Source organism: Desulfovibrio faecalis (genome assembly GCF_053570625.1).
In genome coordinates this window covers 632,864-655,063 of sequence record NZ_JBRBQR010000001.1, presented here as the reverse complement: position 1 = coordinate 655,063, position 22,200 = coordinate 632,864, and the positions used below count along the sequence as shown (strand labels likewise).

Below are 22,200 nucleotides of genomic sequence, written 5' to 3'. Positions count from 1 at the left end.
CGGTGCGGTGCGACGGCACATGGGCAAGCCTTTTCAGACCACCCTGCAACCACGCATTCCTGACAAGAGCGGACAAGCGGCATGGATAATCGCCTTTTCAGCTATATCAACTGGGGCCTTCTGGCCTGTATGCTGCTGCTCTATCTTGTGGGCGTGGGCAACCTGTATTCCGCCAGCGGTACGCGCGTGGAATCTGGCCTGGCATTCAATTCCTTTTATCAGCGCCAGCTGATCTGGGGCCTGTGCGGCGTGGTATGCATGCTGCTGGCAATGGTTTTTGACTACCGCCAGTTGCGCAACCTTGCCTGGCCTTTCTTTCTCATAACCGTCTTTCTTCTGCTGCTGGTGCCCATTGCGGGCAAGACAGTCTACGGTGCCAAGCGCTGGATTTCGCTGGGTTTCATGAGTTTGCAGCCTTCAGAAATGGCCAAGCTCTCCGTGCTGGTTCTGGTGGCGCGCCTGCTGGCGCGCGACAGCCGCCCCCTGGGCTGGAAAAATTTTTGCAGCGTGCTTTGCGTGGGGCTTGTGCCTTGCGGGCTTATCATCGTTCAGCCCGATCTGGGCACTACCCTGTTGATATTGCTGATCATGGGCGGCATGATTTTGTTCCACGGGCTTAAGGGCTACGTGCTCAAAACGTGCCTTCTGGTCGCGCCAGCCGCTGTGGCCTTCATGTGGTTTGTGGGCATGCACGATTACCAGCGCCAGCGCATCCTGACGTTTCTGGACCCCGGCAACGACCCGCGCGGCACCGGGTATCACATCATCCAGTCGCGCATTGCCATTGGCTCAGGCGAATTGTGGGGCAAGGGCTTTCGCGAAGGTACGCAGAGCCAGTTGCGCTTTTTGCCCGAACGCCACTCCGACTTTGCCGTGGCTGTTTTTGGCGAGGAATGGGGCTTTGTAGGCTGCGTGGCGCTGGTCACGCTGTTCTGCCTGTTTTTGCTTTCCATCTTCTCAACCGCAGTTCAGGCCAAGGATCGCTTTGGCAGTACCCTCGTGGTTGGGGTGTTTTTTTACTTTTTCTGGCAGATTTTTATCAACATGGGCATGGTCATAGGCCTCATGCCGGTGGTGGGCATTCCCTTGCCCTTCATCAGCTACGGCGGCAGCGCCACAGTGGTCAACTTCACCCTGCTTGGCATTGTGCTCAACGTGTCCATGCGACGTTTCATGTTTAAAAGCTAACTGTAAAGCCAAAGGGGATACACGTGGCAAAGGACGAAATAGCGTACCTCGGCTCCGATACCGTTTATGAAGGCAAGCTCAACTTCAAGGGCACTGTGCGCATTGAAGGCCGCTATACTGGCGAAATTGTCAGTGACGGTACGCTCAACGTGGGCAAGGATGCTCAGGTTCAGGGCACCCTTGATGTGGGCGAACTGCTGCTTTCCGGCCACTTCACCGGCGATGTGACGGCCAAACGGCGCATCGTGGTTTACAGCTCCGGGGTGCTTGAAGGCCAGGTTGTCACGCCCAATCTGCTTACAGAAGAAGGCGGCATCATTGAAGGTCAGATCAGCATGAAGGCCCCGGTCAAGCCAAAGGCATAGGGGGGGCAAAACAAGAACACCTGAGAGTGCGCACAGACGCGTTTTCAGAATGTTTGGCGCTCCTGTGCAGATTGATCCTTAAAACTCTGCAGCGGTTCTGTTGCGGTGCCGGATTCCGCGCATGCAGCATAACTCCTGCCAATGCAATGACTCGGGCCAGCAGCCCGCTGAAATCGCTTTACATTGGTGCTCTCTTGCCTGTTTGCGACGCATTCGCCGGGCCATGTCTGACCGCATTTGCCTGATGCAGAAAAATAGCGCATAGTTGGAACTGGAAAACGTGTTACAAACCAGATCAACAATTCATGCGCGGCAGGTTTTACTGCCTGTCGAAACGCTTTCCTCAGGAGGCACCTATGGCACACGATTATTTCCGTGCGCTCAGGGATGTGGCGCTGGTTATCAACTCCAGCCTTGAGCCCCGCGAAGTTCTGCACAAAATCACCGAGCAAACCGCCGTTACCATGGGCTGCAAAGCAAGCACCATCCGTCTGCTGGACAGCACCGGACGCTTTTTGCTGCCCAGCGCCGCCCACGGCCTTTCTTCCACCTACATGCGTAAAGGCCCGGTGGAAGTGAAACGGAGCGGCCTTGACGGCGAAGTGCTTTCCGGCAAGACCATCCACCTCAAGGACGCCACCGCCGACGGACGCTTCCAGTACCCGGAATCGGCCAAGGCCGAAGGCCTTGTTTCCGTGCTGTCCTCTCCCCTTATGGCTGATGGCAAAGCCATTGGCCTCATCCGCGTGTATTCCGACGTGGAGCGCGAATTCAGCGCCGACGAAGAAACCTTCATGGAAGCCGTGGCTGCCATTTCGGCGCTGGCTATTGAAAACTCCCGTCTGCACGAGGCCCTGCGCAACAATTACGAGCTGATGGCAAAACACGCTTACTCTCTCTACGAGGACTAGGCCGCGCACAGACGATTTAGTCCCGGCTGCAAGGCAGACTTTCGACTGCTCGTGCAGCGAAGGTACCGCCAAAAGATGGCGGGGCCCCCTTTCGGGAAACAACCGGACGCAGTGCATGCACTTTTGCAAATTTGAGCCGTTGCATTCCGGCGGCAGCGCACGATAACGATTTTCCCTCAACGCTATGAGGAACTTGCATATGAGCAGAATCAAAGTAGGCATCAACGGCTTTGGTCGTATTGGGCGGCAGGTTTTCCGCGCCCTGCACCAAAGCTACCGCGACCAAGTGGAAGTAGTTGCCATCAACGACCTGTTTGACGCGGAATCCAATTTCCATCTGCTGGAATACGATTCCGTCTATGGCCGCGCCAACCTTGACGCCAAGGTCAACGGGCAGGACGCCACAGTAGGCGACTGGAACATCCACTGCTTTGCAGAACGCGATCCCAAGCAGCTGACCTGGGGCGCGCATGATGTTGACATCGTAGTGGAAAGCACAGGCATTTTCCGCTCTGCCACACAGGCGGCCGTGCACATTGAAAACGGCGCCAAAAAGGTTATCATCACCGCCCCGGCCAAGGACGAAGACATCACCATCGTCATGGGCGTGAACCACGAGCAGTACGACCCCGCCAAGCACCACGTTGTGTCCAATGCCTCGTGCACCACCAACTGCCTCGCTCCGGTGGCTCTTGTGTTGCAACGCAAATTCGGCATCCAGATGGGCAATATGACCACCATCCATGCCTACACCAACGACCAGCGCATTCTCGACATGGCCCACAAGGACCCGCGTCGCGCCCGCGCTGCCGCCTGCAACATCATCCCCACCTCCACCGGCGCGGCTCAGGCCGTGGCCAAGGTCATTCCCGAACTCAAGGGCAAGTTCACGGGCTATTCGCTACGTGTTCCCACGCCCACGGTTTCCGTTGTGGACTTTTCGGGCATTCTGGAAAAATCCACGGATACCGAAAGCCTGCTCGGCGAACTCAAGGAAGCATCGGAAACCTACCTCAAGGGCATTCTGGCTTACAACGAAAAGCCCCTGGTTTCCATGGACTTCAAGGGCGACCCGCATTCTTCCATTCTTGAAGCCCCCTACACCACCGTGCAGGAAGGCCGCCTGGTCAAGATTGTGGCCTGGTACGACAACGAATGGGGCTATTCCAACCGCGTGTGCGACCTCGCCTGCCTCATGGGGGCCAAGGGCTTCTAGCACAGCACCGTATAACGGCACAGAACGGCCCCCGGTCAGCCGCTCCGCAAGGAGTGGGCCGGGGGCCGTTTTTCGTGCAGGGAGGAGCGCCCCGTGGACAGTACAGCACAAAATGAACCGTCTGTTCTTGATCTTCCTGTGGGCATAGATGCCGCTGGAGAACGCGAAGAGTTTGACAGCATGGGGCAGGTCATGGTGCCTGCCAACCGCTACTGGGGGGCGCAGACGCAGCGCTCGCTCGAACATTTTTCCATTGGCGACGACAAAATGCCGCTGGAAATCTGCCGCGCCCTCTGCCTCATCAAAAAAGCCAGCGCACAGGTCAACGCCCGCATGGGACGGCTGCCCGGCTGGAAGGCGCAGGCCATTGACCGCGCCGCGCAGGAAGGCATGGACGGACTGCTGGACGAACATTTTCCGCTCTATGTGTGGCAGACTGGCTCTGGCACCCAGACCAACATGAATGTGAACGAGGTGCTGTCCAACCGCGCCATCCAGTTGCTTGGCGGCGTCATGGGAAGTCAGAAACCCGTTGGCCCCAATGATGACGTGAACATGAGCCAGTCGTCCAATGATGCCTTTCCTACAGCCATGCATCTGGCCGCTGTGCAGAGCTGCGATGCGCGCCTGCTGCCGGAGGTGGAAGCCCTGGCCGAAGCCGTGGAACGCAAGGCAGTGCAGTGGATGGATGTGGTCAAGATTGGCCGCACCCACTTGCAGGATGCCGTGCCCCTCAGCGTGGGGCAGGAATGGTCTGGCTATGCCGCCCAGCTGCGGGCCTGTATTGGGGACATCCAGACCGCCCGCGTGGGCCTCTACCCACTGGCTCTGGGCGGCACCGCCGTGGGCACCGGGCTGAACGCGCCAAAGGGCTTCAGCATGGCTGTGGCAGAAGAACTGGCGAGCATCACGGGTAAGCCCTTTGTCACCGCGCCCAACAAGTTCATGGCTCTTGCCTCGCAGGATGCCATAGTGCGCTTCAGTGCCGCCCTGCGCGGCCTCGCCGTGGCCCTTGTCAAAATAGCCAACGACATGCGCTGGCTGGCGGCTGGCCCCCGCTGCGGCCTGGGCGAGCTGCAACTGCCGGAAAACGAACCCGGCTCGTCCATCATGCCCGGCAAGATCAACCCCACCCAGTGTGAATCCCTGATCATGATCGCCATCCAGGTCATGGGCAACGACAGCGCCGTGGCCCTAGCGGGCAGCCAAGGCAATTTTGAACTCAATGTCATGCGCCCTGTAGCCATCAAAAACGTGCTGCAATCCATAAATATTCTGGGCGATGGTTGCCGCAAGTTCCGGGAGCATTCCGTTGAAGGCACCACCCTCAACAGGGCAAAAATAGATTCGTTCGTCAATAATTCCCTGATGCTGGTCACGGCACTTTCACCCGTCATCGGCTACCAGCAGGCGGCAAAAATTGCGGAAAAGGCCTCGGCGGAAGGGCTCACGCTCCGGCAGGCCGCGCTGGCGCTGGGAAGCGTAACGGAGGAACAGTTTGACAGCATCGTGCGGCCCGAAACCATGATCGGCAACGGCCTGGCGGGCGCGTAAGAGCTTAGTTAGCCTGTTTCAAAATTTCTGCGAATAGCTCCCCGCATAGAGATGATTGGGGGGTGTACTGTCCCCGCCGGGCCTGCGGCAAATCCCCCTCAAAAAATGGTTACGGAATAACTTCAACAAAAAAATATAAGAAAACAAATCAAGCTTCTGGGCCTACATGATTACAGTCAAAAGCAGAATCGTCCATCTGACCAGCTTTGTAATTATCAAACAACATGCTCATATCATCGCATAGTAAGTGTAAAAAACTTGTTTTTTCAATCAGTTCTTGATACTTAGATTTATTTGCACCGTTACGTTTATCTTCAGATGTTATCGCCCGATAGTAAAGAAGTGCAGCTTCATGTATAGAAAGTTGTGCCCTCAACATTCGTATATATATGCGCTTATCTTTAACTGCACTCGCATTATCACACACATACTTTAAGGTATGATATATGTGCCTTGCATAGTTTGAATAATATGGATCAGTATACTGTGTGTATATATCATATGTTAACCTAAATAGATCTTTATCATTTAATTTTACAACCATATTTTCATCTCTGCTATGATCTAAGTTATCATTTACTTCTTCTAACACCTCTTGCCCTATCCCTGAGCACTGCACATCATTATTCACTGATGCCCTAAACACATAGCTATATATATTTTTTAACAATCTATAATATCTTAAAAATGCTTCATCTCCAATTATATTTTTTTCAGAGTCGATCCCCTCCAAAGGTAATGGAAATCTTAAATTGCGCTTATTTTCATTATGGATATTAAGTAAATTAAAGAAAACACTTTCAAACTGCTGCCTATTCGTCATTACAGTTTGAATATATATTGTGTATATCGCACCCCACACTGCGACACCTGAAAATAGCGCTCCCACAGGCGAAAATACATTTTGCAAATCAGCTGTTGGCCCAAACATACCGGCAAAAGGCCACAACGAAAATTGAAAAGCCAATCCTCCTACACACCACAAGACAATAACAACAATTAACAGCACAAATGGAAGTCTTGTCATCTGGGAAGTACTATTTAGACCTGACCGACTCACATTCCCCCCTCTGGAACTGCTTGCGCATTTGCCTCTTCAGAATTATATGTTTAAACAAACGTCGGAGGGAAGATTATGCCGACCTCAAATAACAGGCAATACTCAAAGCAAGAAATTGCTGCTATGGCTAGCCAAATAAGAGAAAAATATTTTTCTTCTGAAAATCCTATGGATGGTCTCCTAAATATCATTGGCAAAAATCACGGAACGTTAGAAGTATCTTTTGGGGTTCCTGAAGAGACCTTAAAAATTAGGGAAGATGGAAGTTTCGTTATCACGATTCCTGCAAACACATCTCCACTTAGGGATGTGTTTACTGTTGCACATGAACTCGGACACTATTTTTTGCACTCAGACCGAATTTCTCCAGCTTCTTTCAATCGTAGCGGAACAAACCAAAAAGAAACGGAAGCGAATTGGTTTGCAGCCGAACTACTGATGCCAGCACATCTTTTCAGAAAAGCTTCTGAAGAACTGCAATATGATCCCCAGAGAGTCGCAGCAAGGTTTGGAGTATCGGGCGCAGCTGCTCGAGTCCGAATGACTGTTCTTGGGCTAGTCTAGAAATACAGTATATAAACTAAAAAACTCTGCCTCCAATTCAAAGTTGGAGACAGAGTTTTTTAGTTTATATACTGTTAAAGGACTTTTTCGTCTCTCACCCTATGAAGTTGTAACCCTGCTCCAGCGCCTTGGCGTTGGCGGAGATCAGTTTGGCATAGTGCGCGCTGACCACGCGGTTCAACGCTTCCTGCACCACATTGAGGGGCAGCGCGCCTGTAGCCTTGAGCCATGCGCCCAAAGCCACCATGTTGGCCATCTTTACATTGCCCAGTTCGTGGGCCATGTCGTTCACGGGAATATAGACCGTGCGCTTCGCTGTATCGAGCAGATTCTCCGCCACCAGCGAGGCATTGACGATCTGCACGCCGTCCGCGCTCAGCCGGGGCTGGAACTTGGAAAGCGAAGGCTCGTTGAGAATGATGGTGGACATGGGCTCGCGCACCAGGGGCGAACCGATGGGATGCTCGTCAAGCACCACCGTACAGTTGGCCGTGCCGCCGCGCATTTCAGCCCCGTAAACGGGGATAAAGCTCACTTCAAGCCCGTGCTCCATGCCGGCCTGCGCCAGCAGGTTGCCAATGAGCATGACGCCCTGACCGCCAAAACCGGCAATAATCACATCCTGATATGCATTAGGCATGATCCGCCTCCACGCTGGCCGTCACGTCCTTGTATACCCCAAGGGGGAATACGGGCATCATGGCCTCGGCAATCCGCTTGTTGGCGGCAATGGGATCCAGATGCCAGTTGGTGGGGCAGCCGGAAAGCAGTTCGATGAAGCCAAAGCCAAGGCCCTGCAACTGCACTTCAAAGGCTTTGCGCATGGCCTTTTTGGAGGCGCGTACATTTTTGACCGAATCCAGCGAGCAGCGGGCGGAATAGGCCACGCCGTCCAGCTGGGCCATGATTTCGGCCATACGGATGGGGCCGCCCTCGTTGCTGATGGAGCGTCCCTGCCGCGATGTGGTGGTCTTTTGTCCCACCAGGGTGGTGGGGGCCATCTGCCCGCCGGTCATGCCGTACACCGTATTGTTGATGAAGATGCCGGTGATCTTTTCGCCACGGTTGGCGGCGTGCATGGATTCGGCCATGCCGATGGCGGCCATGTCGCCATCGCCCTGATAGGTGAAGACCACGGAATCCGGGCGGGCGCGGCGCACGCCGGTGGCCACGGCGCAGGCGCGGCCATGCGGGGCCTCGAGGCCGTCCACGTTAAAGTAATCGTAGGTAAAGGTGGCGCAGCCCACCGAAGCCACCAGAATGGTGCGTTCGGCCACGCCCAGTTCGTGCAGCACCTCGCTCACCAGCCTGTGGGCAATGCCGTGGTGGCAGCCGGGGCAATAGTGGGTGGGGCGCTCGTTGAGCACGGGATTGGTATCAAAAACCAGGCTTTCGCCCTCGGCGGGACGCAATGCGTCCAGTTCCTGAGCTTGCATGATTAGTTCTCCTTGAGGGCCTGAAGCATGGGTTCGCGCAGGGCATCGGCGCCGATGAACAGCCCCGGCATGACGCCGTGCCACAGTACGGATGCGGGCGCAACACCCGGCTGGCCAAAGAGGGCCAGGCGGACATCTTCCACCATCTGCCCCGTATTCTGCTCCATAACCAGAAAACGCCGACCGGGCGCAAGAGCGCGCAGGGCTTCATCCGGGAAGGGGAACAGGGTAATGGGCCGGAACAGGCCGATTTTATGCCCCTGAGCGCGCAACTGACGGATGGCGCTGCGGGCAATGCGGGCAATGGAGCCAAAGGCCACCACGATCAGTTCCGCATCGTCAGTATCAACGCATTCAAAGGCGCAGTCGGCCTTCATGGATTCGTATTTGCGCATGAGCATACGGTTGCGCTCGGCCAGCGCCCCTTCGGCCAGATAGACCGACTTGAGCAGGCGCGGCTGCGCGCCGGGGCCACGGCGACCATAACCCTCCATGCGCCAGGGCGCTGCAAGGGCGGCAAGCTCCTCGGCGGGCACGGCGTCCTTGGGCGGCACACGGCGCACGGGTTCCTTGATCTGGCCCACGATGGCGTCGCCCAGCACCATGACCGGGTTGGCGTATTTGAATGCCAGGGCAAAGGCCCTGAACATGAAGTCATAGCATTCCTGAGCGGTGGAGGGGGCCAGCACCAGATTACGGTGATCGCCATGCCCGCCGCCCTTGACGGCCTGAAAATAATCGCCCTGCGAGGGGCCGATATCGCCAAGGCCGGGGCCGCCGCGCTGCATGTTGACGATCACGCCGGGGATCTGGCTGCCCGCCATGTAGGAAATACCTTCCTGCATGAGCGAAATACCGCAGCTGGAGGATGACGTCAGCGCAGGAATACCGCTGGCAGCCGCACCCAGCACCATGTTGATGGCGCCGACTTCACTTTCGGCCTGCACAAACTGGCCGCCGACTTCGGGCAAAAGGCTGGAGAGGGATTCCGGCACTTCATTCTGCGGGGTGATGGGGTAGCCGAAATAGCAGCGGCAGCCCGCATCTATAGCGCCAAAGGCCACGGCCTCGTTGCCCTTGATGAGCACACGTTCGGTTGCAGCGCTCATGCCTTGCCCCCCTTGGTTTTCGCGCTTTTGAACACGCGTATGGCCACATCGGGACACATGACCGCGCACGAGGCACAGCCCGTGCATTGGCCTTCCATTTCCATCACTTCGTAACCGTGGCGGTTAAAACGGCCCGAAGGCCTGAGGATGTGCACCGGGCAGACTTCCACACACAGGCGGCAGCCCTTGCAGCGCTCTTCCATGAATACAACTCTTGACATTTCAGCTCCTTGGGATTCCACACCCGCTTCTTGAAACAATCAGCGAATAAGCATGGCATCGCCATATGAGAAGAACCGATACCCCCTGCTCACAGCCTCGGCATAAGCGGCAAGCACGCGCTCGCGCCCAGCCAGGGCAGAAACCAGCATGATCAGGGAGGACTCAGGCAGATGAAAGTTTGTCAGCAGGCCGTCAACCACACGAAAGGGCCTGCCGGGGTACAAAAAGATGTCCGTCCAACCGGTAAAGGGCTGCACCCTGCCGCACAATTCGGCCACGCCCTCCATGGAGCGCAGGCTGGTGGTGCCAACGGCAATCACAGGCCGCCCTTCACGCTTGGCCTCGGCAATGGCAAGCGCCGTTGCCTCGGGCATTTCCACATATTCCCTGTGCATGCGGTGGCCGCGAATGTCGGCGCTGCGCACAGGGCTGAAGGTGCCGTAACCCACATACAGGGTTACGTCCGCCCACTGAAAGCCACGGGCCTTCAGGGTTTCTCGCATCTCGGGGGTAAAATGCAGCCCCGCCGTGGGCGCAGCCACAGAACCCGTCTTATCCTCGCGGGAATAGATGGTCTGGTAGCGGCTCAGATCTTCTTCCGCATCTGTCCGCTTGATGTAGGGCGGCAGGGGAATGTGCCCGGTGGCGGCAAAGGCCTTGGAGAGGTCGCCGTCCCAGGCCAGGCGCACACGCCGATGCCCGAATTCGCCGGATTCCAGCACGGTCACGCTGATGCCCGCGCCAAATTCAAGTTTTTCACCGTCACGAATACTGCCGCCGGAGCGTATGAGCCCCTCAACCTCGGCGTTTGTGCCGCCAAGCTTGTCGGGCCGCGCCCTTTCAAGCACCAGCGGCAGGGGCGTGAGCAGCAGAAACTCCACCTTGCCGCCGGTGGAGCGTGTTCCCAGCAGGCGCGCCTGCAGTACGCGGGAATTGTTGGCGACCAGCAACGCCCCCTCGGGCAGGCAGTCCGGCAGATCGCTGAACTGGTGGTGCTCAAGCTCAAGCGCGCCCTGGCGCGGCATGACCAGCAGACGCGAGTTCCCGCGCTCTTCGGGCGGGAACTGGGCTATCTGCGCTTCAGGCAATGCAAAATTATAACTTTCGAGAAAAAAATCCGCTTCCTCAGTGGGCATGATACGTGGGCCTCGTTAATGAACCTCTCGCGCCGTGGGCTTGTCAGCATGCGGCTGAGGGGCTAGTGTACTTGGGTTGCTCCCGGAGCATTTCACGCCGGAAGGAGGAGATTATAGCCATGCGACGCCCGCTTGTCATCCTTGCAGTCACCCTGCTTGCCGCTCTGATGGCGGGCTGCTCGACAATGGAAATCAACAATCCCTTTAGCAATGACCCCCTTACGGGCGGCGTTGATACTGGCACAAGCCAACTTTTGGGGGTTCCCACTCCTGCCGGAATGCAGCGTTTTCCCACCCATGGCTACCAGACCGCCGGGGCCGGAGGCGCGCAAGGGCTTGAAATATTTCGCGGTGATGCCGACATGGGCTTTGTAGCCCAGATCATGTTCACCGGCTTGCAGGGTCAGGGCTGGCATTTGCGCATGGCCCAACGCAAGGGCATACGTAGCGTATACGTGTACGAACGAGGCTCAACCGTGGCTACGCTGACAATTGAACGGGAAACCATGGGCACAGTGCTTGCCATCTGGGTTGCCGACCGCATGCCCGATGGCGCAACCCTGCCCATGCAGGAAAATACAGGCACCAGCGGCTACGGCGGGGGCAACAGTGGCAGCGGCTCCTCGTCTGGTTACAGCGAAAGCTCTGGCGGTGGCGGCGGAATGAACTCCTCTCCCAAGCCTGGCTTTACTGAAAGCTGGGGCGGCAACAAGGGCGGCCTCCAGGAGCGAAACCTATGAGCGAAAGCAAAAGTGGCCTGAAAACTCCCTTTGACCAGAGCACCCGATACGAACGCAAACGTCTGCACCTTGGCGTGTGCGGTTCTGTGGCCTGCTACAAGGCCGCTGATCTGCTGCGCGCATGGACAGGTATGGGCATGCATGTTTCCGCCACGCTCACTCCGGGCGCGCGCCGCTTTGTGGCTCCCCTGCTCTTTGAATCGCTGGGCGCTGCCCCAGTGTACGAAGACATGTTTTCGCCGGGTCAGGATGTTTTTTCTCATCTTGAACCGGGGCAACACGCGCAGGCGCTGGTGGTGGCTCCGGCATCGGCCGATGCACTGTTCCGTCTGGCGCACGGCGCGGCGGGCGACATGCTTGCCGCGCAGGCACTGGCCTTTGACGGGCCAATGGTGATCGCCCCGGCCATGAACCCGCGCATGTGGGCCAACCCTGCCACGCAGGCCAACATTGACATCTTGCGGCAACGCGGGGCGCACATTGTACTCCCTGCATGCGGCGGCACGGCCTGCGGCGAACTGGGCGAAGGCCGTCTTGCCCCTCTGCACGATATTTTTCTGGCTGCCCTGCGCGCACTTTCACCGCAAGACATGGCGGGCAAGCGCGTTATGGTCACGCTTGGCCCCACCCGCGAGGCATGGGACGGCGTACGCTTCTGGTCAAATCCTTCCAGCGGCCTCATGGGCGCGGCGCTGGCAGTAGCCGCATGGCTGCGCGGCGCAGAGGTTACTGCCGTCTGCGGCCCCGGCGTACGCGTGCGTTTGCCGCGTGAAATCGTCCGGCACGATGTTGTGAGCGCACGCGACATGTTTCAGGCCGCCGCCGATGTCTGGCCCGGCATGGACATGGGCATGTTCACTGCGGCTGTGGCGGATTTTTCGCCCCAACCCTTTGGTTCCCGCAAATTCAAAAAGGCGGACGCTCCGGACGGCCTCACCGTGGCCTTTACGCCCAACCCCGATATTCTGCGCACCCTTTCCGAGGGCCGCAAGCCCGGCCAGAAGGTGCTGGGCTTTGCCGCAGAAACCGCCGCAGACATGCAGGCCCTGCTGCCTCTGGCCCATACCAAGCTGCGAGGCAAAAAGGCCGATGTGCTGGCCGCCAACCGCGTCAACGCCACAGACAGCGGCTTTGGCACCGCCACCAATTCCATGGTGGTTGTGGACGCTGCCGGACACGAAGAAATCTGGCCCAACCAAAGCAAGGCTGATGTGGCCTGGGAACTGTGTTCATGGCTTTTGCGCTCGTAAACCCCGTCAGCGCGCTCTGGCAGCGCCGGGGGCTTACCACTCTGCTCATGCCCGAAGGCTACGATGCCTTCGCCGCCCCACAACAGGAGGCGTCTCGCGCAGCATCCGTCAACGCCCACGTCCAGACGCACGCGGGCCAGCCCGCACGGGAACGCCAGTCATGGCAACAAAGTGGTCAGCAGCAAAGTCCGCGACCGCCAAGCCCCGCGCCAAATCGTGAAGCGCAAGCCCAACGGCGGTCCCGCATGCCTCAAGGACAGGATACTGCCCAGGCTGCCAACAGAACAGCCCCCCAAGCCGAAGCCGCTCCTTCCGCAGAGCAGGGCAAGGCCGCCGCGTGGCTGCCCTTGCCTCCCCACGTGTGGCCCGCCCCATGGCAGGCCCGACTGGAACAGACCCGCCCCGGCCCCATATTGTGGACATACTGGAATCTTGGCCCCGACCTCTGCGACCCGCAGACTCCGGGGCGTCTGGAACGCCGCCAGTTTTTACAGCGCCTGCTGAAAGATCTGGGGCATCCCGCTGGTACGCATACCTTCTGGCCCTCGTGCCTGCCGCCTGATCCTGCGGCATTGCCGCCAGCCGTGCCGCCCATGTCGGACAATGGATTTGCGGCCAATGCGGACGTGTTCTGGTCTGGTGCTGCCCAACTCCGCGCCAGAGGCGTGGTGGTCATGGGTTCGGCGGCTGCCAATGCCGTAGCGCTCCCCGGCGGGCTACGGCCCCCGCAGCAGATACGCCACAGAGGCAAGCTGGTATGGGTTCTCTGGGACGTGGACAACCTGCTCCAGTTTGACCAACGTTACGCATCCATGCTGGCCCTGCTGCGCGAAGCCCTGCGCCACATTTTGCGGTAAAACCCGCAAACAGGCTGCGTGGGTGCGCCCCGCGCAACGGCCTGCCCTTCATTGTCGCTCATGGGCGACCGAGAGGAGATTTTCTTTCCATGTTTATCGCGCTTGGACTCACCTTTCTTGGCATGGCCCTTGGTTTTCTGCTGCGCGGCCAGCCCTGGATTACCTCGCTGACACGCTGCGTCACACCTGCCATCATGTTGCTGCTTTTTGCTCTGGGCATATCCGTGGGCAGCAACGAATTGCTCATGCAGTCCCTGCCCCGGCTTGGCGGCGCTGCCCTGGCCCTCACGGTTGCGGGCATTTTGGGTTCCTTTGCCTGCGTGACGCTGATCCGCCGATTTTTCACCAAAACGCCCACTCCCACAGGGATTTCTCCCCAACAAAAAACGTCCGATGCCGAGGCACCCAACCATGAAGGGTAGCCTTATCATCCTTTTTTTCTTTTGTTCCGGAGTGTTGCTGGCCCGCGTGGGGCTGATACCCGCCTATCTGGTGGAGCACGACTTCACAGTCTATGCCCTGTGGCTGCTCATGCTGCTGGTGGGCATTTCCATCGGTTCTGATCGCAGGCTGGGCGAAATTTTGCGCACCCTGCGCCCGCGCGTCTTGCTGCTGCCGCTGGCAACCACTGTGGGAACTTTTGCTGGCACGGCCCTCATGAGCCTGTTTCTGGCCTACAGCGTGAGCGAATGCATGGCTGTGGGCGCAGGCTTTGCCTATTATTCGCTCTCGTCCATCTTCATTTCGCAATACAAAGGGCCGGAGCTGGGCACCATTGCGCTTATCAGCAATATTGCCCGTGAACTCATCACGTTGCTGCTCACGCCCTTGCTGGCGAAGTATTTTGGTCCACTCATGCCCATCAGTTGCGGCGGGGCGTCTACCATGGATACGACGCTGCCTGTTATTACACGGTATTGCGGCAAGGACTGGATTTTTGTTTCCATCGTGCATGCCATGATACTTGACTTCAGCGTGCCGTTCTGGGTGATTTTCTTTTGTACCCTTTAGAATAGTCATCCCAATGCGGGAGGGCATTGAGCCTGTCAGGCTGATTTACGCAAACCCGACTTTTACGCTCTGAATATCTCAGCGCCGGGATTTTGATGCTCACGTACATGAGTACGCTGCGCTCAAAATCCCGGCGCTTTCTTTTCAGCCCGCAAAAAGCGTATTTTGCAAATTCGCCCAACACCAACCATCGCCTCTGCTCCGCTCCGGCGAGTATAAGGAAGGCGACGCCACGACCTGCTTCTGATCACGGGCAATGGGAAAAGGCAATTAAAGGCAAAAGAGACAGGAAAGCAGAGGAGGGGTTGGTAGTGGATAAGGCTAGCGTGACGCAAAAATTTTTAATAAGTAATGCGGACAGTGCTTGTTGGCTGAAGCGGAATCTCATCCAAAGCGAAAACGGGCGCTGGCATTTACGCGTCGCAGAGGGAGATCACCTGAGCGAACGCAGCGAGAGAAGGAAGCTCCCGCAGCACCAGACGCGTGCCCTCGCAATCCCACGGTAATTGAAACCCCAAGGGGGGTGCTCCGGGGGGAGTGCAGAGGGGGGCGCAGCCCCATACGGAGTATTGGCTTGGCCAATACGACCGGAAATCAGGAGCAGGTCGCGGCTTTGCCGCGCCGTCAGCGACTGATAGCCGTGCCTTACCGCTCGGCGGCAACGCCGCCGAAAGCGGCCCAAAAACCGCAGAGCGGGGTTTGGCATCAGAATGGCGGGGCGCAGCCCCATAACCGGTCCCCTTTGCCCCGCGCCGGGCAGGCGTCCCAAACTTCGCCTGGTGGCGAAACTTCCGCGCCCAAAGGGCAAAAAATACGCTCTATCCAGCTAAATCCCCTCACTTGCCCCGACTTCGAAGTAAATAGAAGTCACCTAAAACAACGGCAATCTATGGTCGCAGATTGAAGCGGCCCCTCGCAAGCCAACGGCAATTGCCCCCCCCACGCCGGGCAGGCGTCCCAAACTTCGCCTGGTGGCGAAACTCCCGTGCCCGAAGGGCAACAATCCCGCCGCAAGGCGAAACAACTTACCAGATTCCTGCCTTGCCAGATCGCTCAAAAGCGCTCAGTATAAACGCAAGCCTGAAAACAGACCGTGGAGGAACTGCTCATGGCCCGCATGCGATCTACAAAACAAAAGCTCAAAGAATGCCTCGTCAGCCCGCAGTGGCGCGAACACCTGGACGAAATCGCCCAAGGCGGCCTCGAAAACGTAGGGCCGCTCTTTTCCTTTCTTCTGCTCGGCCCCCAGACCATGCACCGCGCCGCAGTGGCGCTGGGGCAGGTAACGACGCGCCTGATGCAGGAACAGCCGGAATCGGCCAAGAATATCATCCGCCGTCTCATGTGGCACCTCAACGAAGAATCCGGCAACATCGGCTGGGGCATCCCCGAGGCCTTTGCAGAAATCCTCGTTGCCAGCGAATCCCTGGCCAAGGATTTTCACCGCATTCTTATCAGCTACATCATTGATCTTGGCCGCGACGACAATTATTGCGACAACGACACCCTGCGCCGCTCCTGCTACTGGGCCATCGGCCGTCTAGCCCAGGCACGCCCGCAATTGTGCCTGACCGCCCGCCCCTGGCTGCTGAAAGGGTTGGAAGACGTTGACACGGTATGCCAGGGCATGGCCGCATGGGCGCTCAGCCAGCTGCCGCCCGACCTCATGGACGCCCCGGCCCTGCGCCGCCTGGCTGAAGCGGGCAACACAGCCCCCTGCGAACTTTTTGACGGCGAAGATGTTTACGAAAAAACCGCCAGCCAGATTGCTGCCGAGGCCCTTGAGGGCAAGCTGAAGTAACGTTCTTCTTACGCGCGGCCTGCAAGCCATAGCTTGCACTTGATAAATACAAAGCTCCCCCGGAACCGCGAGATTCCGGGGGAGCTTTGTTATGCCAGCCGCCAGCGGCGGCTTTCAGTTATTCTTCGGTTACTCTTCGGCCAGGGCGCGCACGGGTTCGCCGTAAGCGTCGTTAACCGTGCCAGTGGTGTTCATGAGCGCGATCCAGCGGCGAATGGTGCCCACAAGCACAAAGACCATCAGCACCATGACCAGGCAGGCCAGGAAGGCAAGCAGATACTTGCCGCCGGGGATGTAGGTCTTGGTGACCTGCAAGTAGCCAGCCCAGAAGGTCACGGCGGTCAGGAAGATGCCGGGGATGGCCGTCACAAGGCTGAGCTTGCCACGGTTCATGCGCAGCAGCATGGAGGTGCACACGATCAGGGCGCAGCCAGCAAGCAGCTGGTTGCTCAGACCGAACAGGGGCCAGATGTTGCTGATGTTGCCGGTGTACATCAGGTAGCCCCACATGGACGTGAAGATAAAGCTGGTGATGTAGACGCCGGGCATCCAGTTCTTGTCGCCAAAGGGCGCGTACACCTTGCCCAGCATTTCCTGCAGGAAGAAGCGGCCCACGCGGGTACCGGCGTCAATGGCGGTCAGGATGAAGACGGCTTCAAACATGACGGCAAAGTTGTACCAGTAGGCCATCAGGTGATCCATGTAGGGGATCTTGTGGAAAATGTGGGCCATGCCCACGGCCAGAGAAACTGCGCCGCCGGGGCGGGCATGCAGGTTCAGGCCGATCTTTTCTTCAAAGAAGCCCAGGTCAACAGTATTCAACGCGGGGTGCGCGGCAATCAGCGAGCTGAACTTGTCAGGGGTGGAGTTGATGGCAAAATAGTCGCCGGGCATCAGGGTGCAGGCGGCGATCAGGGCCATGATGGCAACAAAACCTTCGGTCAGCATGGCGCCGTAACCCACAAAGAGGATGTCGCGCTCGTTGCCGATCATTTTGGGCGTTGTGCCTGTGCCGATGATGGCGTGGAAGCCGGACATGGCGCCGCAAGCGATGGTGATGAAGATAAAGGGCAATGCAGGCCCGCCGATCACGGGGCCACCGCCGTTAATAAAGGGGGTAACGGTGGGCATGAGCAGGGTGGGCTGCACAAAGATGATGCCCACGGCCAGCATAAGAATGGTGCCGATCTTGAGATAGGTGGAAAGATAGTCGCGCGGCACCAGCAGGAACCACACGGGCAGCACTGAAGCCAGGAAACCGTAGCCAGCAATGGCCAGAGCCACGGTGTCGCGGTTCCAGTCGAAGGCCCAGCCCAGAACATCCTTCTGCATGAGGTCATGACCGCTCAGAATACCCACAACCAGCAGCACCAGACCCACAAGGCTGGCAAGCAGAACGCTGTTCTGCTTGAAGCGCATGATCAGGCCCATGAGCATGGCGATAGGCATGGTGATAACCACAATAAACAGCGACCAGGGCGCGTTGTGCATGGCGCTGATGCAGGCCAGCGAAAGACCGGCCAGGGTCAGAATAAGAATACACAGCACGGCGATACCCGCCACGGTACCCGTAACGGGGCCGACCTCGCGCTGGGCGATGGCCGAAAGGCTCTGGCCTTTGTGCCGCACAGAGGCGAACAGCACCACCATATCGTGCACCGCGCCGCCAAGCACGCAGCCAATCAGAATCCACAGCGCGCCGGGCAGATAGCCAAACTGCGCGGCGAGCACAGGGCCAACCAGCGGGCCAGCAGCCGCGATGGCGGCAAAATGATGGCCGTAGAGAACAAATTCGTTGGTTTTGACGTAGTCGTGACCATCAGCAAAACGAACCGCTGGCGTAATACGGCCCGCGTCCAGTTTCAGCACCTTGTTTGCCAGAAAAATGCCATACACCCGATAGGCAATGGCAAATATGCACAATGCCGCAAACACTAGCGTGATGGCATTAATGTGCTCCAAGCTTTCCATCGTGTCTCTCCCTGTTTTGTTCTTCTGGTCGCAGCCTGCAAATCATTCCAAAGCACACAGCCGCTACCCCAAAAAAACGCTACTGAATCCTGCGGAACAATGCACAGTCTGCTTTCTCCTTGCCAATGCGTCGGGCATCACAACCGCGACAAACCAGAACCCCCAGTTAACTGGTCAGCATTGCTAATCATAAACTTTCCTGCTTTTCGACCTACCCCCAATACCAATTTCTGTCCATACAAATTGTCCGCTCAATGCATTTACCGCAAACGCTGTTCAAAGCAAATCAGCATACATCCTGCATGGTTTTAAGGAACCGACACCATACGTGCGCCATTTTTGCAGTGCTTTACTACTGTTTCAGAAGGTAGGTTGCTTATAATCGAATATCCCAAACAGCGATGTGAAAATTTTCACTCTTTTCATAAATCCATGCAAGCACTTTGTTGGCGGTCTTCCTGTCCAGCGCAAACCTGTCCCAAGTTGGCAATTGCAGTGCATTGATTCCGGGTTGCTGCCTATCATGGGTGCGTTTTGCTTGCATTCCTCCCTGCCTGGGCCTAGACTCAAAAAACCGGCTGGGGGAGCCTCAAAGGCTGAGAAAGGGTGATAGCGCCCTGACCCCTAGAATCGCGCAAAACAACGCGGTTCTGCACCTGACGCGGATAGTGCCGACGAAGGGAAGCTGGCCAACCTGCATCTATTTGCAGGATTGTGCTCGCCCGCAGCCGTAATGGTTTTTGCGGGCATTTCTGTTTTATGCCATCCGGCATCAACTGTCCCGCAGAACCATTACAACCTCAACCTCGGAAGCAGCCCAGCGGCTGTTTTCCTCTGGAGGCGCGTATGGATGTCACAGTCAACGGGGCAACCGAAGCCATAGCCGAACCATGCAGCGTTGCCGAACTTCTGGCAACACGCGGGCATGATACGGCACGGGTTGTCGTTGAACGCAACGGAGAAATCCTACCCCGCGAGCGGTTTGCCCAAACCCTGCTCTGCGGGGGCGACAGTCTGGAGATCGTGCACTTTGTGGGCGGCGGATAACAGGCCAGACCTGTTCCCGGCCCAGAACACCATCCTTTTACCAGCACATTCCAGACGGAGAGCACAATGAACGATCCCTTCATCATCGGCGGCGTCACCCTTACCAGCCGTCTTTTCATCGGTACCGGCAAATACGGAGCCGACAGCCTCATCCCTTCAGTGGCCGAAGCCAGCGGCGCGCAAGTCATCACCGTGGCCATGCGCCGTGTGGACAAACAGGCCGAGAATCAGGCCTCCAGCCAGGGCATCATGGGGCATATCCCCGCGAATATGCGCCTTTTGCCCAACACCTCGGGCGCGCGAAGCGCCGAGGAAGCCGTGCGCCTGGCCCGGCTCGCCCGCGCTGCGGGATGCGGCGACTGGATAAAAATTGAAGTCATTTCCGACACCCGCCATCTGCTGCCCGACGGCTACGAAACCGCCAAGGCCACGGAAATACTTGCCAAAGAAGGCTTTACCGTGCTGCCCTACATCAATCCAGATCTTTACGTGGCGCGGGCCTGCGTCAACGCTGGCGCGGCAGCCGTCATGCCGCTGGGTGCGCCCATCGGCACCAACCGGGGTCTGCGCACAAAGGAAATGGTGGGCATCCTGATTGAAGAAATCGACCTGCCCATTGTAGTGGATGCGGGCATTGGCCGCCCTTCGCAAGCTTGCGAGGCCATGGAAATGGGAGCGGCGGCCTGTTTGGTCAACACGGCCATTGCCTCGTCCAGCGATCCCGTCAGCATGGCCCGCGCATTCGGCGCGGCAGTCCAGGCCGGGCGCGATGCATGGCTGGCTGGCCCCGGCGCGGTCAAGGCGCAGGGTCAGGGCGCGGAAGCGTCTTCACCGCTCACAGGATTTCTCCGCTAACGCTTGCAATACACACCATGTTGACCGCCAGCCAAAACGCTGGCAGCCGACCGCTTATAAGGATCACACATGGAAACTTTTCAGGAATATCTGCAGGCGTGGCCCTCAGCCCGCCGGGCAGAGGGAGCCGCTCGCGCCACAGAAGCGGATGTGCTGGCCGTGCTGCAAAAAGAAACCTTGCAGCCAGCCGATTTCCTTACCCTGCTTTCTCCTGCGGCTGCTCCGCACCTTGAGGCCATGGCCCGCCGTGCGCGCGATCTGACCCTGCGTTTTTTTGGCAAGGCTGTGAACATCTTCACGCCGCTCTACATCTCCGATGTCTGCACCAACCAGTGCCGCTACTGCGGATTCAATGCAAAAAACAAGCAGCCACGCCGTCATCTGAGCATTGATGAGGCCGCTGCGGAGGCGGACGTTATCGCCGACAAGGGCTTTCAGCACATTTTGCTGCTGACGGGTGATGCGCGTCATTTGTCCTCGCCGCAATATATCGCGGATGCGGCCCGCCGCATCAAACCCCGCTTTGCCTCAGTGGGTGTGGAAGTCTATTCCCTCACCACTGAAGAATACGAGCTGCTGGTGGACGCAGGCGTGGACAGCATGACCATGTTTCAGGAGACGTATAATCCGGAACTTTACGCATGGCTGCACCCCGTTGGCCCCAAGCATGATTATGGTTTCAGGCTCAATGCGCCGCAACGTGCGGCAGAGGGCGGCATCCGCTCCATCGGCGTGGGCGCCTTGCTGGGGCTGGAATCTTTTGAGCAGGATGCCTTTGCCACAGGCTTGCACGCATGGTGGCTGCAAAGGCGCTATCCCGGCGTGGACGTAAGTGTTTCCATCCCGCGTATCTGCCCGCATGAAGGCAATTTTGACGTGCAGCACGGTGTGGACGACCGCCATCTAGTACAATATGTTACGGCCATGCGCTGCTTCTTGCCGCGTGCGGGCATCACTTGCTCCAGCCGCGAAAGCGCCTTTATGCGCGATCATCTGGTGCCCATCGGCGTGACCCGTGTTTCCGCCGGTGTTTCCACCGCCGTGGGCGGCCGCGCAACCGAGGATTTGCACAATCCCGGCCAGTTTGAGATCACCGACCGCCGTAGCCTTGAAGAAATGACGGCTTCCCTTGCAGGCATTGGCTACCAGGCTGTGCTTAAAGACTGGGAAGATCCGGTGGCCGTATAAAAACTGCTTGCAGCTATGGTGCGGCGGCCTGGTGCACACCGGGCCGCCGTGTGAAACAGGCTGACAACTCCCCGCCCAACAACCAACTTACGGATCCACGCCATGCACAATGCACTTCACAACGGTCTTGCCCGCTACCTCCGCCCCGACCAACTGGAGGCCCTGCGTGCCGCCCGCGTGGGCATTGCCGGGGCGGGAGGGCTTGGCTCCAACGCAGCCCTGATGCTGGCCCGAAGCGGCGTGGGAAATCTGGTGCTGGTGGATGATGACGTGGTGGACGCCTCCAATCTCAACCGCCAGCAATACTGGCCCCGCCATGTGGGCCGCCCCAAGGTGGAAGCCCTGGCAGAACTGCTGCTGGAGCTGAACCCCGAAATGGGCGTGGAAGCACGGCGTATGCGCCTTGACCAGAACAACATGGCTGAGGTGCTGCCCGCATGCCCCATCTGGGTGGAAGCCTTTGACGGGCCAGACGACAAAACCCTGCTGGTGGAAACGGCCCTGCTCGGCGGCTACCGCATAGCCAGCGCTTCGGGTATGGGCGGCTGGGGCGGCAAAGCCATGGGCAAACGCTATCTTGGCCATCTGGTGCTCGTGGGCGACTTCAGCACGGATATCTTGCTGGCCCCGCCCCTTGCCCCCCGAGTGACAGAAGCTGCCGCCCTGCTGGCTGACGCCGTGCTTGAGATGGTGCTGGGCGTGAACGAGCAGCTTTAGAA

Annotated in this window: 24 protein-coding genes; 16 read left to right on the top strand and 8 right to left on the bottom strand. The window is 58.1% G+C overall.

The genetic code is table 11. From position 1 onward, the window contains the following. The first annotated feature begins 81 nt into the window (after positions 1-81). From rodA to fumC, 5 genes are all read left to right on the top strand, one after another. A complete protein-coding gene (gene rodA, locus ACUZ79_RS02855; RefSeq protein ID WP_240823495.1) occupies positions 82-1,188 on the top strand; it encodes a rod shape-determining protein RodA in 1,107 nt (368 codons plus the stop codon). Positions 1,189-1,211: 23 nt separating this feature from the next. Then, a complete protein-coding gene (locus tag ACUZ79_RS02850) occupies positions 1,212-1,553 on the top strand; it encodes a bactofilin family protein (protein WP_192113538.1) in 342 nt (113 codons plus the stop codon). Between the two features lie 356 nt (positions 1,554-1,909). Further along, positions 1,910-2,464 (top strand): GAF domain-containing protein, encoded by a 555-nt coding sequence (locus tag ACUZ79_RS02845; protein WP_022659885.1) that lies wholly within the window; start codon positions 1,910-1,912, stop codon positions 2,462-2,464. Positions 2,465-2,663: 199 nt separating this feature from the next. Beyond that, complete coding sequence (gap, locus tag ACUZ79_RS02840) at positions 2,664-3,680, top strand: type I glyceraldehyde-3-phosphate dehydrogenase (RefSeq protein ID WP_240823494.1); 1,017 nt, start codon at positions 2,664-2,666, stop codon at positions 3,678-3,680. A 93-nt stretch (positions 3,681-3,773) separates the two neighbouring features. Continuing rightward, entirely contained in the window at positions 3,774-5,234 is a 1,461-nt protein-coding gene (fumC, locus tag ACUZ79_RS02835; protein ID WP_449250657.1) for a class II fumarate hydratase, read from the top strand. Between the two features lie 148 nt (positions 5,235-5,382). On the opposite strand, the gene ACUZ79_RS02830 is transcribed toward fumC, so the two are convergent. After that, on the bottom strand, positions 5,383-6,294 hold the full coding sequence (locus ACUZ79_RS02830) for a putative phage abortive infection protein (protein ID WP_449250656.1): 912 nt from the start codon (positions 6,292-6,294) through the stop codon (positions 5,383-5,385). A 75-nt stretch (positions 6,295-6,369) separates the two neighbouring features. Between ACUZ79_RS02830 and ACUZ79_RS02825 the strand changes: the two genes are divergently transcribed. Next, the gene (locus ACUZ79_RS02825) at positions 6,370-6,858 is read left to right on the top strand and encodes an ImmA/IrrE family metallo-endopeptidase (RefSeq protein ID WP_449250655.1); all 489 of its coding nucleotides are present in this window, start codon (positions 6,370-6,372) and stop codon (positions 6,856-6,858) included. Positions 6,859-6,952: 94 nt separating this feature from the next. On the opposite strand, the gene ACUZ79_RS02820 is transcribed toward ACUZ79_RS02825, so the two are convergent. The 5 genes from ACUZ79_RS02820 to queA are packed head-to-tail and all read right to left on the bottom strand — an operon-like array spanning position 6,953 to position 10,761. Further along, positions 6,953-7,498, bottom strand: coding sequence for a 2-oxoacid:acceptor oxidoreductase family protein (locus ACUZ79_RS02820; protein WP_449250654.1), 546 nt, complete (start codon positions 7,496-7,498; stop codon positions 6,953-6,955). Next, on the bottom strand, positions 7,491-8,294 hold the full coding sequence (locus tag ACUZ79_RS02815) for a thiamine pyrophosphate-dependent enzyme (protein ID WP_240823492.1): 804 nt from the start codon (positions 8,292-8,294) through the stop codon (positions 7,491-7,493). Before ACUZ79_RS02815 ends, ACUZ79_RS02820 begins: the two co-directional genes overlap by 8 nt. 2 nt (positions 8,295-8,296) lie before the next feature. Next, positions 8,297-9,403, bottom strand: coding sequence for a 3-methyl-2-oxobutanoate dehydrogenase subunit VorB (gene vorB / locus ACUZ79_RS02810; RefSeq protein ID WP_192113535.1), 1,107 nt, complete (start codon positions 9,401-9,403; stop codon positions 8,297-8,299). Then, the gene (locus tag ACUZ79_RS02805; RefSeq protein WP_192113534.1) at positions 9,400-9,624 is read right to left on the bottom strand and encodes an indolepyruvate ferredoxin oxidoreductase subunit alpha; all 225 of its coding nucleotides are present in this window, start codon (positions 9,622-9,624) and stop codon (positions 9,400-9,402) included. The genes vorB and ACUZ79_RS02805 overlap by 4 nt, the downstream gene beginning before the upstream one ends. 39 nt (positions 9,625-9,663) lie before the next feature. Then, complete coding sequence (gene queA, locus ACUZ79_RS02800; protein ID WP_449250653.1) at positions 9,664-10,761, bottom strand: tRNA preQ1(34) S-adenosylmethionine ribosyltransferase-isomerase QueA; 1,098 nt, start codon at positions 10,759-10,761, stop codon at positions 9,664-9,666. Between the two features lie 119 nt (positions 10,762-10,880). Between queA and ACUZ79_RS02795 the strand changes: the two genes are divergently transcribed. The 6 genes from ACUZ79_RS02795 (at position 10,881) to ACUZ79_RS02770 (ending at position 16,420) form a co-directional block, all read left to right on the top strand. Further along, positions 10,881-11,501, top strand: coding sequence for a hypothetical protein (locus ACUZ79_RS02795; protein ID WP_240823489.1), 621 nt, complete (start codon positions 10,881-10,883; stop codon positions 11,499-11,501). Further along, a complete protein-coding gene (coaBC, locus tag ACUZ79_RS02790) occupies positions 11,498-12,751 on the top strand; it encodes a bifunctional phosphopantothenoylcysteine decarboxylase/phosphopantothenate--cysteine ligase CoaBC (RefSeq protein ID WP_449250652.1) in 1,254 nt (417 codons plus the stop codon). The genes ACUZ79_RS02795 and coaBC overlap by 4 nt, the downstream gene beginning before the upstream one ends. Further along, positions 12,733-13,608 (top strand): hypothetical protein, encoded by an 876-nt coding sequence (locus ACUZ79_RS02785; RefSeq protein WP_240823487.1) that lies wholly within the window; start codon positions 12,733-12,735, stop codon positions 13,606-13,608. Before coaBC ends, ACUZ79_RS02785 begins: the two co-directional genes overlap by 19 nt. 89 nt (positions 13,609-13,697) lie before the next feature. Further along, positions 13,698-14,030, top strand: coding sequence for a LysO family transporter (locus tag ACUZ79_RS02780; RefSeq protein WP_240823486.1), 333 nt, complete (start codon positions 13,698-13,700; stop codon positions 14,028-14,030). Continuing rightward, the gene (locus ACUZ79_RS02775; RefSeq protein ID WP_449250651.1) at positions 14,020-14,619 is read left to right on the top strand and encodes a lysine exporter LysO family protein; all 600 of its coding nucleotides are present in this window, start codon (positions 14,020-14,022) and stop codon (positions 14,617-14,619) included. Before ACUZ79_RS02780 ends, ACUZ79_RS02775 begins: the two co-directional genes overlap by 11 nt. Before the next feature lie 1,108 nt (positions 14,620-15,727). Further along, positions 15,728-16,420 carry a DVU0298 family protein gene (locus ACUZ79_RS02770; protein ID WP_449250650.1) on the top strand — a complete coding sequence of 231 codons (693 nt, stop codon included), beginning with the start codon at positions 15,728-15,730 and terminating at the stop codon, positions 16,418-16,420. Between the two features lie 129 nt (positions 16,421-16,549). Here the strand turns inward: ACUZ79_RS02770 and ACUZ79_RS02765 are convergent, their stop codons facing one another. Both ACUZ79_RS02765 and ACUZ79_RS02760 read right to left on the bottom strand, forming a co-directional pair. Continuing rightward, complete coding sequence (locus tag ACUZ79_RS02765; protein WP_449250649.1) at positions 16,550-18,391, bottom strand: carbon starvation CstA family protein; 1,842 nt, start codon at positions 18,389-18,391, stop codon at positions 16,550-16,552. A 376-nt stretch (positions 18,392-18,767) separates the two neighbouring features. Next, positions 18,768-18,935 (bottom strand): hypothetical protein, encoded by a 168-nt coding sequence (locus ACUZ79_RS02760; protein ID WP_449250648.1) that lies wholly within the window; start codon positions 18,933-18,935, stop codon positions 18,768-18,770. A gap of 302 nt (positions 18,936-19,237) precedes the next feature. Here ACUZ79_RS02760 and thiS point away from each other — a divergent pair, with 302 nt between their 5' ends. The 4 genes from thiS to thiF all read left to right on the top strand — a co-directional run bounded on the left by thiS (position 19,238) and on the right by thiF (position 22,198). Continuing rightward, on the top strand, positions 19,238-19,438 hold the full coding sequence (thiS, locus tag ACUZ79_RS02755) for a sulfur carrier protein ThiS (protein ID WP_240823480.1): 201 nt from the start codon (positions 19,238-19,240) through the stop codon (positions 19,436-19,438). A 66-nt stretch (positions 19,439-19,504) separates the two neighbouring features. Further along, positions 19,505-20,293 carry a thiazole synthase gene (locus ACUZ79_RS02750; protein WP_449250647.1) on the top strand — a complete coding sequence of 263 codons (789 nt, stop codon included), beginning with the start codon at positions 19,505-19,507 and terminating at the stop codon, positions 20,291-20,293. A gap of 69 nt (positions 20,294-20,362) precedes the next feature. Further along, a complete protein-coding gene (thiH, locus tag ACUZ79_RS02745) occupies positions 20,363-21,481 on the top strand; it encodes a 2-iminoacetate synthase ThiH (protein WP_240823478.1) in 1,119 nt (372 codons plus the stop codon). 102 nt (positions 21,482-21,583) lie between these two features. Beyond that, the gene (gene thiF / locus ACUZ79_RS02740) at positions 21,584-22,198 is read left to right on the top strand and encodes a sulfur carrier protein ThiS adenylyltransferase ThiF (protein WP_449250646.1); all 615 of its coding nucleotides are present in this window, start codon (positions 21,584-21,586) and stop codon (positions 22,196-22,198) included. The last annotated feature ends 2 nt before the right edge of the window (positions 22,199-22,200 follow it).

What these genes read in the sequence shown, in the direction of transcription:
- ACUZ79_RS02820 (WP_449250654.1), bottom strand. Translation starts at nt 7,498, where the DNA reads ATGCCTAATGCATATCAGGATGTGATTATTGCCGGTTTTGGCGGTCAG.
- ACUZ79_RS02815 (WP_240823492.1), bottom strand. Translation starts at nt 8,294, where the DNA reads ATGCAAGCTCAGGAACTGGACGCATTGCGTCCCGCCGAGGGCGAAAGC.
- coaBC (WP_449250652.1), top strand. Translation starts at nt 11,498, where the DNA reads ATGAGCGAAAGCAAAAGTGGCCTGAAAACTCCCTTTGACCAGAGCACC.
- ACUZ79_RS02785 (WP_240823487.1), top strand. Translation starts at nt 12,733, where the DNA reads ATGGCTTTTGCGCTCGTAAACCCCGTCAGCGCGCTCTGGCAGCGCCGG.
- ACUZ79_RS02825 (WP_449250655.1), top strand. Translation starts at nt 6,370, where the DNA reads ATGCCGACCTCAAATAACAGGCAATACTCAAAGCAAGAAATTGCTGCT.
- ACUZ79_RS02760 (WP_449250648.1), bottom strand. Translation starts at nt 18,935, where the DNA reads ATGCAAGCAAAACGCACCCATGATAGGCAGCAACCCGGAATCAATGCA.
- ACUZ79_RS02770 (WP_449250650.1), top strand. Translation starts at nt 15,728, where the DNA reads ATGGCCCGCATGCGATCTACAAAACAAAAGCTCAAAGAATGCCTCGTC.
- ACUZ79_RS02765 (WP_449250649.1), bottom strand. Translation starts at nt 18,391, where the DNA reads ATGGAAAGCTTGGAGCACATTAATGCCATCACGCTAGTGTTTGCGGCA.
- thiH (WP_240823478.1), top strand. Translation starts at nt 20,363, where the DNA reads ATGGAAACTTTTCAGGAATATCTGCAGGCGTGGCCCTCAGCCCGCCGG.
- ACUZ79_RS02845 (WP_022659885.1), top strand. Translation starts at nt 1,910, where the DNA reads ATGGCACACGATTATTTCCGTGCGCTCAGGGATGTGGCGCTGGTTATC.
- thiF (WP_449250646.1), top strand. Translation starts at nt 21,584, where the DNA reads ATGCACAATGCACTTCACAACGGTCTTGCCCGCTACCTCCGCCCCGAC.
- ACUZ79_RS02780 (WP_240823486.1), top strand. Translation starts at nt 13,698, where the DNA reads ATGTTTATCGCGCTTGGACTCACCTTTCTTGGCATGGCCCTTGGTTTT.
- ACUZ79_RS02805 (WP_192113534.1), bottom strand. Translation starts at nt 9,624, where the DNA reads ATGTCAAGAGTTGTATTCATGGAAGAGCGCTGCAAGGGCTGCCGCCTG.
- vorB (WP_192113535.1), bottom strand. Translation starts at nt 9,403, where the DNA reads ATGAGCGCTGCAACCGAACGTGTGCTCATCAAGGGCAACGAGGCCGTG.
- rodA (WP_240823495.1), top strand. Translation starts at nt 82, where the DNA reads ATGGATAATCGCCTTTTCAGCTATATCAACTGGGGCCTTCTGGCCTGT.
- thiS (WP_240823480.1), top strand. Translation starts at nt 19,238, where the DNA reads ATGGATGTCACAGTCAACGGGGCAACCGAAGCCATAGCCGAACCATGC.
- ACUZ79_RS02750 (WP_449250647.1), top strand. Translation starts at nt 19,505, where the DNA reads ATGAACGATCCCTTCATCATCGGCGGCGTCACCCTTACCAGCCGTCTT.
- gap (WP_240823494.1), top strand. Translation starts at nt 2,664, where the DNA reads ATGAGCAGAATCAAAGTAGGCATCAACGGCTTTGGTCGTATTGGGCGG.
- queA (WP_449250653.1), bottom strand. Translation starts at nt 10,761, where the DNA reads ATGCCCACTGAGGAAGCGGATTTTTTTCTCGAAAGTTATAATTTTGCA.
- ACUZ79_RS02775 (WP_449250651.1), top strand. Translation starts at nt 14,020, where the DNA reads ATGAAGGGTAGCCTTATCATCCTTTTTTTCTTTTGTTCCGGAGTGTTG.
- ACUZ79_RS02795 (WP_240823489.1), top strand. Translation starts at nt 10,881, where the DNA reads ATGCGACGCCCGCTTGTCATCCTTGCAGTCACCCTGCTTGCCGCTCTG.